This is a genomic window from Pseudomonas sp. NPDC099000, assembly GCF_044759925.1.
Classification (GTDB): domain Bacteria; phylum Pseudomonadota; class Gammaproteobacteria; order Pseudomonadales; family Pseudomonadaceae; genus Aquipseudomonas.
The window spans coordinates 1-11,542 of record NZ_JBIWAF010000050.1 but is presented as its reverse complement, the minus strand read 5'-3'; the positions used below and the strand labels follow the sequence as shown (position 1 = coordinate 11,542).

The window sequence follows — 11,542 nt, the reverse complement described above, 5'->3', positions numbered from 1 at the left end:
ATTATCAAACTGCCAGACGCGCACGACCTTTGGCGCGACGACGCGACAGGACGGCACGACCGTTCTTGGTAGCCATGCGAGCACGGAAACCGTGGGTACGAGCGCGTTTGATAGTGCTTGGTTGGAAAGTACGTTTCATTGTCGTGTTACCTGGTTCGTCCACAACGGGCCGGAATGGCCCCCGTTTTAAGAGACCGGGGATTCTAGAGAAAGCAAGCCTCTAGGTCAATTTCCAACCAGCGTTTCCTTATAAATAGATCTCCAGGCGTTTTCTCGTGCTCAGGTCTTCGCTAGATATAGAAATAAAGAAGGAAGTTATTTAAAGCTTTTCTGTAATGCTTATAAAAGCTAGGGACGCGTTCTTCTGTGGATAACTACCTTGGGCCCTTCTATCTCGTGCTGTACAGAGAATGACAAGTACGGTGGAAAACAGGGGGCAGCCTGTGCTGCACTGTCGGATAAGCTGTGTGTGGAATGGTCAGTTATCCACAGGCAGGTTATCCACCGGGTTTCGCCCCCACTTGTCCAGTGCCCTCATGGGTGGTTATCCACAGAGCTTATGCACATACCATTGGTCGCCTTTTTGGCGGTTAACGCGTTGATAATTCATGGCCTGTGCGCAACCTGCATGTGGATAAGTGGGCGTCTGGCCGCTACAATGGCCTCTTGTTTTTGCCTCACCGGCTTTCAACTTAGGGGATATCCGTGTCAGTGGAACTTTGGCAGCAGTGCGTGGAGCTTTTGCGCGATGAGCTGCCTGCCCAACAATTCAACACTTGGATCCGTCCACTACAGGTCGAAGCCGAAGGCGACGAGTTGCGTGTCTACGCACCGAATCGTTTTGTTCTCGACTGGGTCAACGAAAAGTACCTGGGCCGCGTCCTTGAACTGCTGGATGAGCATGGCAATGGCATGGCGCCTGCGCTCTCCTTATTAATAGGCAGCAAACGCAGTTCGGCACCGCGTGCGGCACCGAATGCACCGTTGGCCGCCGCTGCTTCCCAGGCTCAGGCCGCTCAAGCGCCTGTCAGCGCTCCGGCGCCAGCCCCGGCGACCGTACCGACCAAGCGTGCGACACAAAAAATGGCCGAGGTCAGTGAAGAGCCGTCTCGCGACAGCTTCGACCCGATGGCCGGCGCCAGTTCGCAACAGGCTCCGGTTCGCTCCGAGCAGCGCACGGTGCAAGTCGAAGGCGCGCTCAAGCACACCAGTTACCTGAACCGCACCTTCACCTTCGAAAACTTTGTCGAGGGTAAGTCCAACCAACTGGCCCGGGCTGCGGCGTGGCAGGTGGCGGACAACCCCAAGCACGGTTACAACCCGCTCTTCCTTTATGGCGGCGTCGGCTTGGGTAAGACCCACTTGATGCACGCTGTGGGTAACCATCTATTAAAGAAGAACCCGAATGCCAAGGTCGTGTACCTGCACTCGGAGCGGTTCGTCGCCGACATGGTCAAGGCCCTGCAGCTGAACGCGATCAACGAGTTCAAACGCTTCTACCGTTCGGTGGATGCGTTGCTGATCGATGACATTCAGTTCTTCGCGCGCAAAGAGCGATCCCAGGAAGAATTTTTCCACACCTTCAACGCCCTGCTTGAAGGTGGCCAGCAGGTCATTCTCACCAGTGACCGCTACCCGAAAGAAATCGAAGGCCTTGAAGAGCGCCTCAAATCCCGCTTCGGCTGGGGCCTGACGGTCGCCGTCGAACCGCCGGAGCTGGAAACCCGCGTTGCGATCCTGATGAAAAAGGCCGACCAGGCCAAAGTCGATCTGCCACACGACGCGGCGTTCTTTATTGCCCAGCGTATTCGCTCCAACGTCCGTGAGCTCGAAGGCGCGCTTAAACGCGTGATCGCACACTCGCACTTCATGGGCCGCGATATCACCATCGAGTTGATTCGCGAATCCCTGAAAGACCTGTTGGCGCTGCAAGACAAACTGGTCTCTGTGGATAACATTCAGCGCACAGTCGCCGAGTACTACAAGATCAAGATTTCCGATCTGCTGTCCAAGCGTCGTTCACGCTCGGTCGCACGTCCGCGTCAGGTTGCAATGGCGTTGTCCAAAGAGTTGACTAACCATAGCCTGCCGGAAATCGGCGATGTGTTTGGCGGCCGCGACCATACGACCGTTTTGCACGCCTGCCGCAAGATCAACGAACTTAAGGAATCCGACGCGGACATCCGCGAGGACTACAAGAACCTGCTGCGTACACTGACCACTTGATGAACACCAGCGCAGCTTATTAAGGCAAGGGACTAGACCATGCATTTCACCATTCAACGCGAAGCCCTGTTGAAACCCCTGCAACTGGTCGCAGGCGTCGTCGAGCGCCGACAGACCTTGCCGGTGCTTTCGAACGTGCTGCTGGTTGTCGAAGGCCAGCAATTGTCGCTGACCGGTACCGACCTGGAAGTCGAGCTGGTCGGTCGTGTGCAACTCGAAGAGCCTGCGGACCCGGGTTCCATCACTGTGCCTGCGCGCAAGCTGATGGACATCTGCAAAAGCTTGCCGAACGATGCGCTGATCGACATCAAGGTTGACGAGCAGAAGCTCGTGGTGAAGGCCGGCCGTAGCCGCTTCACCCTGTCGACCCTGCCAGCCAACGATTTCCCGACTGTTGAAGAAGGCCCTGGCTCGCTGACGTGCAGCCTGGAGCAGAGCAAACTGCGTCGTCTGATCGAACGCACTAGCTTCGCCATGGCCCAGCAGGACGTGCGTTATTACCTGAACGGTATGCTGCTGGAGGTTTCTGAAGGCATCATCCGCGCGGTGGCCACTGATGGTCACCGTCTGGCCATGTGCTCGATGAAGGCCGATATCGGTCAGCCGGATCGCCATCAGGTCATCGTTCCACGTAAAGGCATTTTGGAACTGGCGCGTCTGCTGACCGAGCCGGACGGCATTGTCAGCATCGTGCTGGGTCAACACCACATCCGCGCGACTACCGGTGAGTTCACCTTCACTTCGAAACTGGTTGACGGCAAATTCCCTGACTACGAGCGCGTTCTGCCGAAAGGCGGCGACAAGCTGGTGCTCGGTGATCGCCAAGCCCTGCGTGAAGCGTTCAGCCGTACTGCGATCCTGTCCAACGAGAAGTACCGCGGCATCCGACTGCAATTGGCCAATGGTCAGCTGAAGATCCAGGCGAACAACCCGGAGCAGGAAGAAGCTGAAGAAGAAGTGGGCGTTGAGTACAACGGCGGCAATCTGGAAATCGGCTTCAACGTGAGCTATCTGCTCGACGTGCTGGGCGTGATGACCACCGAGCAGGTTCGCCTGATCCTGTCCGACTCCAACAGCAGTGCGCTGGTGCAAGAGTCCGACAACGACGACTCGGCCTACGTTGTCATGCCGATGCGTCTGTAATCATGCTCAGCAGAAGCTAGATGTCCTTAAGTCGCGTCTCGGTCACCGCGGTGCGCAATCTGCACCCGGTGACCTTCTCCCCCTCCCCCCGAATCAATATTCTTTACGGCGCCAACGGCAGCGGCAAAACCAGTGTTCTGGAAGCCATTCACCTGCTCGGGCTTGCCCGTTCGTTTCGTAGCACCCGTCTGTTGCCTGTCATTCAGTACGAGCAACTGGCATGCACGGTGTTTGGGCAGGTCGAATTGGCCGAGGGTGGCCACAGTGCCTTGGGGATATCTCGCGACCGGCAGGGTGAGTTCCAGATTCGCATCGACGGCCAGAATGCCCGCAGCGCGGCGCAACTGGCAGAGATTCTGCCACTCCAGCTGATTAACCCGGACAGCTTCCGGCTTTTGGAGGGGGCGCCGAAGATTCGTCGGCAGTTTCTCGACTGGGGCGTGTTCCACGTGGAACCGCGATTCATGTCCACTTGGCAGCGCTTGCAGAAGGCCCTGCGCCAGAGAAACTCTTGGCTGCGGCATGGTACACTTGACGCCGTTTCGCAAGCGGTTTGGGACAGGGAACTGTGCCAAGCCAGCGCTGAAATAGATGAATACCGCCGCGCTTATATCAAAGCCTTGAAACCAGTCTTTGAACAGACCTTGAGCGAACTGGTTGAGCTCGAGGGTTTGACGCTCAGCTATTACCGCGGTTGGGACAAGGACCGGGAGCTGAGTGCAGTGCTCGCCGGGTCCCTTCAACGGGATCAGCAAATGGGTCATACCCAAGCCGGACCACAACGTGCTGATTTGCGTCTTAGATTGGGCGCACATAATGCCGCGGACATCTTGTCTCGCGGTCAGCAGAAGTTGGTGGTCTGTGCATTGCGGATCGCCCAAGGGCATCTGGTGAGCCAGGCCCGACGCGGCCAGTGTATTTATCTGGTGGATGACCTGCCGTCCGAACTGGACGAGCACCACCGGCGTGCGCTTTGCCGCTTGCTGGAAGACTTACGCTGCCAGGTGTTTATCACCTGTGTAGATCACGAATTATTGAGGGAAGGCTGGCAGACGGAAACGCCAGTCGCTCTGTTCCACGTGGAACAGGGCCGTATCACCCAGACCCACGACCATCGGGAGTGAAGGCATTGAGCGAAGAAAATACGAATACCTACGACTCAACGAGCATTAAAGTGCTGAAAGGCCTGGATGCCGTACGCAAACGTCCCGGTATGTACATTGGTGACACCGACGATGGTAGCGGTCTGCACCACATGGTCTTCGAGGTAGTCGACAACTCCATCGATGAAGCGCTCGCTGGCCACTGCGACGACATCAGCATCATTATCCACCCGGATGAATCCATCACCGTTCGCGACAACGGTCGTGGCATCCCGGTAGACGTACACAAAGAAGAAGGCGTTTCGGCAGCCGAGGTCATCATGACCGTGCTGCACGCCGGCGGTAAGTTCGACGATAACTCCTACAAAGTATCCGGCGGCCTGCACGGTGTAGGTGTTTCGGTGGTCAACGCCCTGTCTGAAGAACTGGTCCTAACCGTTCGCCGCAGCGGCAAGATCTGGGAACAGACCTACATCCACGGCGTTCCGAAAGAGCCGATGAAAATCGTCGGTGAAAGCGAAACCACCGGCACCCAGATCCACTTCAAACCGTCCGACCTGACCTTCAAGAACATCCACTTCAGCTGGGACATCCTGGCCAAGCGGATTCGTGAACTGTCCTTCCTCAACTCCGGTGTCGGTATCGTCCTCAAGGATGAACGCAGCGGCAAGGAAGAGTTGTTCAAGTACGAAGGTGGCCTGCGTGCGTTCGTTGAATACCTGAACACCAACAAGACTCCGGTCAACCAGGTGTTCCACTTCAACATCCAGCGCGAAGACGGCATCGGCGTGGAAATCGCCCTGCAGTGGAACGACAGCTTCAACGAGAACCTGTTGTGCTTCACCAACAACATTCCACAGCGCGATGGCGGTACTCACCTGGTGGGTTTCCGTTCTGCACTGACGCGTAACCTGAACACCTACATCGAAGCTGAAGGCCTGGCGAAGAAGCATAAAGTCGCGACCACCGGTGACGATGCCCGCGAAGGCCTGACCGCGATCATTTCGGTGAAAGTACCGGATCCGAAGTTCAGCTCCCAGACCAAAGACAAGCTGGTTTCTTCCGAAGTGAAGACTGCTGTCGAACAGGAAATGGGCAAGTACTTCTCCGACTTCCTGCTGGAAAACCCGAACGAAGCCAAACTGGTCGTCGGCAAGATGATCGACGCGGCTCGCGCTCGTGAAGCGGCGCGTAAAGCCCGTGAGATGACCCGTCGCAAAGGCGCGCTGGATATCGCCGGCTTGCCGGGCAAACTGGCTGACTGCCAGGAAAAAGACCCTGCCCTTTCCGAACTGTACCTCGTGGAAGGTGACTCTGCTGGCGGCTCCGCCAAGCAGGGACGTAACCGCCGGACCCAGGCCATCCTGCCTCTCAAGGGCAAGATCCTGAACGTCGAGAAGGCGCGCTTCGACAAGATGATATCTTCCCAGGAAGTGGGCACCTTGATCACCGCGCTGGGCTGCGGCATCGGTCGCGACGAGTACAACATCGACAAGCTGCGTTATCACAACATCATCATCATGACCGATGCTGACGTCGACGGTTCGCACATCCGTACCCTGCTGCTGACCTTCTTCTTCCGTCAGCTGCCGGAGCTGATCGAACGCGGCTACATCTACATCGCGCAACCGCCGCTGTACAAGGTCAAGAAAGGCAAGCAAGAGCAATACATCAAAGACGACGACGCCATGGAAGAGTACATGACGCAGTCGGCCCTGGAAGACGCGAGCCTGCACCTGAACGAAGAAGCCCCGGGCATCTCCGGTGAAGCGCTTGAGCGTCTGGTGAATGACTTCCGTCTGGTAATGAAGACCCTCAAGCGTCTGTCGCGCCTGTACCCACAGGAACTGACTGAGCACTTCATCTACCTGCCAGCTGTCAGCCTGGAGCAATTGTCCGATCACGCAGCGATGCAGGCCTGGATGGCCCAGTACGAAGTTCGCCTGCGCACTGTCGAGAAGTCTGGCCTGGTCTACAAAGCCAGCCTGCGTGAAGACCGTGAACGTAACGTCTGGCTGCCAGAGGTCGAACTGATCTCCCACGGTCTGTCGAACTACGTCACCTTCAACCGCGACTTCTTCGGCAGCAACGATTACAAAACCGTTGTATCCCTGGGCGCTCAACTGAGCACCTTGCTGGACGACGGCGCGTACATCCAGCGTGGCGAGCGCAAGAAGCCGGTCACCGAGTTCAAGGAAGCCCTTGAATGGCTGATGGCTGAAAGCACCAAGCGTCACACCATCCAGCGATACAAAGGTCTGGGCGAAATGAACCCGGATCAGCTGTGGGAAACCACCATGGACCCAAGCCAGCGCCGGATGCTCAAAGTGACCATCGAAGACGCCATTGGCGCAGACCAGATCTTCAACACCCTGATGGGGGATGCGGTCGAACCTCGCCGTGACTTCATCGAAAGCAACGCCTTGGCGGTTTCTAACCTGGACTTCTGATCCAGAAAAAAACTGCCAAACGAAAAAGGCCAACGCTCAGCGTTGGCCTTTTTTTCATCTTCAAAAAATGAACGCAAGAACAAAAAACAGCGCGAATCGCAGGCATAAAAAAACCGGCTATATCAGCCGGATTTTTTGCGCCCGAAAAAAACTTATGCACCATTTCCCGAGTTTTATGAGTTTAAGAAATATGTATATAAATCATAAAGATACGATCAGAAAACGTTAATTTTCGGTAAAACGGTACACAGGTTATCCACAGAATCTCAGACAGCGACCTGATCGCTGGCAGAGGGGGCCGCTGGAGCTGCTGGCAGCGAACCCATTTCCCGTTGCATCTGCTCGTTCCAGCTCTGCACCCGGTCGTTCAGATCGGCAATGGCGCGCGGCCCACTGCCCACGGCATACATCGGCGCTCCGATGATCACGGTGATGACGCCCTGCTTCTTCGCCCAACCGGTTTTCGGCCAGAACTTGCCCGCATTGTGCGCAATCGGCAGCACGGGAAGTGCGGCGTTGACCGCCAACGCGGTGCCACCGCGTGAGAACTTGCCGATGGTGCCATAAGGAACGCGAGTTCCTTCGGGGAAGATCAGCACCCAGACGCCATCTTTCAGCAATTCATCGCCCTTCTTCGCCACATGCTTGAGCGCAGCTTTAGGATTGTCGCGGTCGATGGCGATCGGTCGCAACATGGCCATGGCCCAGCCGAAGAATGGCACGAACAGCAACGAGCGCTTGAGCACTTGGCTCAACGGCTCGAAGTAGGCGGAGAGAAAGAATGTTTCCCAGGTGCTCTGGTGGTTCGACTGAATCACGCAAGGCTGGTCAGGCACGTTCTCGGCGCCCTTCACTTCGTAGCTGATGCCCAGGAACACTTTGCTCAGCCACAAGGCGCAGCGGCACCAGTAAACGTTGATGAAGCGATACCGCGCTTTGAACGGCAGAAACGGCGCGATAAAAAAGCTCAGGCTGCACCAAAGCAAGGAGCTGGTGCCCAGCAGCAGGTAAAAGAGGAAGGTTCTGATGGCCTGCAGTATCGACATGGTGACGTTTACCGTGCGGGCTCTGCCCGTCTATATAAAGCGCACTCCCGATCAATCCTTGGTCAGGAACAATCGAAGCACTCTAATTGTGGATAAGTTCTGCGGCAATCGCCGCCAGATCGTCAAAAATCAAGGTGCCTACCGGTAGGGTCTTGCCCAAAGTCTTTTCGCCTTTCCCGGTCTTTACTAAAACTGGCTGAGAATCGACGGCTTTGGCGGCTTCCAGGTCACCAAGGGTATCGCCGACGAACCATAGATGAGTCAGCGACACGTTGTAATGTGCGGCGATGGTTTTCAACATCCCGGGTTTTGGCTTGCGGCAATCGCAGCCGTCGTCCGGCCCGTGCGGGCAGTAGACGATCAGCCCGACCTCGCCGCCCTGCTCCGCCACCAACGAGCGCAATCGCTCGTGCATGGCGTCCAGGGTGGCGATGTCGTAATAGCCGCGAGCGATGCCCGACTGGTTGGTAGCCACCGCCACCGTCCAGCCGGCCTTGCTCAACTGCGCGATGGCCTCGATCGAACCGGGGAGCGGAATCCACTCCTCCACCGACTTGATGTAAGCGTCGGAGTCGTAATTGATCACTCCGTCCCGATCGAGAATCAGCAGTTTCAACAGCAATCCCTCAGCCCAGCATCGAAATGTCGGCAACGCCGAGGAACAGCCCACGCAGGCGCGCCAGTAACGCATAACGGTTGGCGCGGACCTTGGCGTCGTCCGCATTGACCATTACGGCCTCGAAGAACGCATCCACCGGCTCGCGCAAGGCAGCCAGACGTGCCAGCGATTCGCTGTACTGACGCGCAGCGGCCATTGGCTGCACTGCCTGGTCAGCCTGCTGAATCGCCGAGTACAGGGAGAACTCGTTGGCGTTGTCGAAGTACTTGGCTTCCACGACCGAAGGAACGGAGCCTTCAACCTTGCTCAGCAAGTTCGAAACGCGCTTGTTCACCGCGGCCAGCGCAGCGGCTTCCGGCAACTTGCGGAACGCTTCCACGGCTTGTACGCGCTGGTCGAAGTCCAGCGCCGAACCCGGCTTCAGGGCACGCACCGACAGGTAAGTCCCGACATCCACGCCTTCGTCTTCGTAACGCGCACGCAGACGGTCGAAGATGAATTCCAGCACCGAATCGTTGAGGCCGGCAGCCTTGACCTTGGCACCGAACGCATTCACGGCAAATGCCACGGCGTCGTTGAGGTCGAGGTCGAGCTTCTTGTCGATCAGGATGCGCAACACGCCGAGTGCCGCACGGCGCAGGGCATACGGGTCTTTGCTACCAGTTGGCAGCATGCCGATACCGAAGATACCGACCAGGGTGTCGAGTTTGTCAGCGATGGCCACGGCCGCACCGGTCAGGGTGGTCGGCAGTTCAGCACCGGCACCGCGCGGCATGTACTGTTCGTTCAGTGCCAGTGCGACTTCTTCCGGCTCGCCGTCGTTGAGGGCGTAGTAATAACCGGCGACACCTTGCATCTCCGGGAACTCACCGACCATCTCGGTCGCCAGGTCGCATTTGGACAGCAGGCCTGCACGGGAAGCCCAGGCGGCGTTACCGCCAATGCGTTGAGCAATGAACGCAGCGAGTTTGGAAACGCGCTCGGCCTTGTCGTAGACGCTGCCGAGTTTTTCCTGGAACACCACGTTTTGCAGGCGCAGGTTGAAGTCTTCGAGTTTCTGCTTCTTGTCTTGCTTGAAGAAGAACTCGGCGTCGGTCAGGCGTGGGCGAACCACTTTCTCGTTACCGGCGATGATCTGCTGCGGGTCTTTGCTTTCGATGTTGGCCACGGTGATGAAACGTGGCAGCAACTTGCCGTCGGCATCCAGCAGGCAGAAGTACTTCTGGTTGTCCTGCATGGTGGTGATCAGGGCTTCTTGCGGCACGTCGAGGAAACGCTCTTCGAACGAGCACACCAGCGGCACCGGCCATTCAACCAGGGCGGTCACTTCGTCGAGCAAGGCAGGCGGAACGATGGCGGTACCTTCCTGCATCGTCGCCAGCTCTTCGGTGCGCTTGCTGATCAGTTCGCGACGCTCGTTGGCGTCGGCCAGTACGTAGGCGGCACGCAGGTCGGTCAAGTAGTTGGCCGGCGAAGTGATGCGTACGCTTTCCGGGTGGTGGAAGCGGTGACCACGGGAATCGCGGCCGGACTTCTGGGCAAGGATCGTGCAATCGATGACTTGGTCACCGAGCAGCATCACCAGCCACTGGGTCGGACGGACGAATTCTTCCTTGCGAGCACCCCAGCGCATGCGCTTCGGGATCGGCAGGTCGTTCAGCGAATCTTCGACGATGGTCGGCAGCAGGCTCGCGGTTGGCTTGCCGGCGATGCTTTGGCTGTAGCGCAGTTTCGGGCCGCTCTGATCGATTTCGCTCAGGTCGACGCCGCACTTCTTGGCAAAGCCCAGGGCCGCTTGAGTCGGGTTGCCTTCGGCATCGAACGCCGCCTGACGTGGCGGGCCGTCGAGGTTGATGCTGCGATCAGGTTGTTGAGTAGCCAACGAGGTGATCAGTACCGCCAGGCGACGTGGCGCGGCGTAGACGGTTTTGGTCTCGTAGTTCAGGCCAGCGGCTTGCAGGCCCTTGTCGATACCGGCCAGGAACGCGTCGGCCAAAGTGTTCAGGGCTTTGGGTGGCAGTTCTTCGGTGCCCAGTTCAACCAGAAAATCTTGAGCACTCATTGTGCAGCCTCCAGCTTGGCCAGTACTTCATCACGCAGGTCCGGGGTCGCCATCGGGAAGCCCAGCTTGGCGCGAGCCAGCAGGTAGGCTTGCGCAACGGAACGCGCCAGGGTGCGAACACGCAGGATGTATTGCTGACGCGCAGTCACCGAGATCGCCCGGCGCGCATCCAGCAGGTTGAAGGTATGGGACGCCTTCAACACCATTTCGTAGCTCGGCAACGGCAGCGGCTGGTCGAGTTCGATCAGGCGCTTGGCTTCGCTTTCGTAGAAATCGAACAGTTCGAACAGCTTCTCGACGTTGGCGTGTTCGAAGTTATAGGTCGACTGCTCCACTTCGTTCTGGTGGAACACGTCGCCGTAGGTCACTTTGCCGAACGGACCGTCAGCCCAGACCAGGTCGTAGACCGAGTCCACGCCTTGCAGGTACATGGCCAGACGCTCCAGACCGTAAGTGATCTCGCCGGTCACCGGGTAGCACTCGATACCGCCCGCTTGCTGGAAGTAAGTGAACTGCGTCACTTCCATGCCGTTGAGCCAGACTTCCCAGCCCAGACCCCAGGCGCCCAGTGTCGGCGATTCCCAGTTGTCTTCAACGAAGCGGATGTCGTGGACCAGCGGGTCCAGACCGACATGCTTGAGGGAGCCCAGGTACAGTTCCTGGAAGTTGTCCGGGTTCGGCTTCAGGACTACCTGGAACTGGTAGTAGTGCTGCAGACGGTTCGGGTTTTCGCCGTAGCGGCCGTCAGTCGGGCGACGACTGGGCTGCACATAAGCGGCGTTCCAGGTTTCCGGGCCAATGGCGCGTACCGCCTTGAACGTGATCGGCAACGCGCTGGCCGTACTGGTCATCTCCCGTTGGGAAGGCATGTACGACGATGCCAAGGGCCAGCG

General features: G+C 57.8%; 9 protein-coding genes. 4 read left to right on the top strand and 5 right to left on the bottom strand.

Annotated features, from left to right (window positions below; translation table 11 throughout):
* Positions 1-4: 4 nt before the first annotated feature.
* Positions 5-139, bottom strand: coding sequence for a 50S ribosomal protein L34 (gene rpmH, locus ACIQV9_RS28695; protein WP_003213577.1), 135 nt, complete (start codon positions 137-139; stop codon positions 5-7).
* Positions 140-705: 566 nt separating this feature from the next.
* Here rpmH and dnaA point away from each other — a divergent pair.
* From dnaA to gyrB, 4 genes are read left to right on the top strand one after another with little or no spacing between them, the layout of a single operon-like run.
* The gene (gene dnaA, locus ACIQV9_RS28690; protein ID WP_403108603.1) at positions 706-2,226 is read left to right on the top strand and encodes a chromosomal replication initiator protein DnaA; all 1,521 of its coding nucleotides are present in this window, start codon (positions 706-708) and stop codon (positions 2,224-2,226) included.
* 39 nt (positions 2,227-2,265) lie between these two features.
* Entirely contained in the window at positions 2,266-3,369 is a 1,104-nt protein-coding gene (dnaN, locus tag ACIQV9_RS28685) for a DNA polymerase III subunit beta (RefSeq protein WP_008155702.1), read from the top strand.
* Positions 3,370-3,389: 20 nt separating this feature from the next.
* Positions 3,390-4,493, top strand: a complete 1,104-nt coding sequence (recF, locus tag ACIQV9_RS28680; RefSeq protein ID WP_007969883.1) for a DNA replication/repair protein RecF — start codon at positions 3,390-3,392, stop codon at positions 4,491-4,493.
* Positions 4,494-4,498: 5 nt separating this feature from the next.
* On the top strand, positions 4,499-6,922 hold the full coding sequence (gyrB, locus tag ACIQV9_RS28675) for a DNA topoisomerase (ATP-hydrolyzing) subunit B (RefSeq protein WP_131059042.1): 2,424 nt from the start codon (positions 4,499-4,501) through the stop codon (positions 6,920-6,922).
* 266 nt (positions 6,923-7,188) lie between these two features.
* On the opposite strand, the gene ACIQV9_RS28670 is transcribed toward gyrB, so the two are convergent.
* The 4 genes from ACIQV9_RS28670 to glyQ all read right to left on the bottom strand — a co-directional run bounded on the left by ACIQV9_RS28670 (position 7,189) and on the right by glyQ (position 11,518).
* Positions 7,189-7,968, bottom strand: a complete 780-nt coding sequence (locus ACIQV9_RS28670) for a lysophospholipid acyltransferase family protein (protein WP_403108598.1) — start codon at positions 7,966-7,968, stop codon at positions 7,189-7,191.
* A gap of 82 nt (positions 7,969-8,050) precedes the next feature.
* Complete coding sequence (gene gmhB, locus ACIQV9_RS28665) at positions 8,051-8,590, bottom strand: D-glycero-beta-D-manno-heptose 1,7-bisphosphate 7-phosphatase (RefSeq protein WP_167362290.1); 540 nt, start codon at positions 8,588-8,590, stop codon at positions 8,051-8,053.
* A 4-nt stretch (positions 8,591-8,594) separates the two neighbouring features.
* On the bottom strand, positions 8,595-10,649 hold the full coding sequence (gene glyS / locus ACIQV9_RS28660) for a glycine--tRNA ligase subunit beta (protein ID WP_403108596.1): 2,055 nt from the start codon (positions 10,647-10,649) through the stop codon (positions 8,595-8,597).
* Positions 10,646-11,518: a glycine--tRNA ligase subunit alpha gene (glyQ, locus tag ACIQV9_RS28655; protein ID WP_403108606.1), complete on the bottom strand. Its 873-nt coding sequence runs from the start codon at positions 11,516-11,518 to the stop codon at positions 10,646-10,648. The genes glyS and glyQ overlap by 4 nt, the downstream gene beginning before the upstream one ends.
* Positions 11,519-11,542: the final 24 nt, after the last annotated feature.

Coding starts and splice junctions, on each gene's coding strand:
- rpmH (WP_003213577.1), bottom strand. CDS start 139: ATGAAACGTACTTTCCAACCAAGCACTATCAAACGCGCTCGTACCCAC.
- dnaN (WP_008155702.1), top strand. CDS start 2,266: ATGCATTTCACCATTCAACGCGAAGCCCTGTTGAAACCCCTGCAACTG.
- recF (WP_007969883.1), top strand. CDS start 3,390: ATGTCCTTAAGTCGCGTCTCGGTCACCGCGGTGCGCAATCTGCACCCG.
- ACIQV9_RS28670 (WP_403108598.1), bottom strand. CDS start 7,968: ATGTCGATACTGCAGGCCATCAGAACCTTCCTCTTTTACCTGCTGCTG.
- glyS (WP_403108596.1), bottom strand. CDS start 10,649: ATGAGTGCTCAAGATTTTCTGGTTGAACTGGGCACCGAAGAACTGCCA.
- glyQ (WP_403108606.1), bottom strand. CDS start 11,518: ATGCCTTCCCAACGGGAGATGACCAGTACGGCCAGCGCGTTGCCGATC.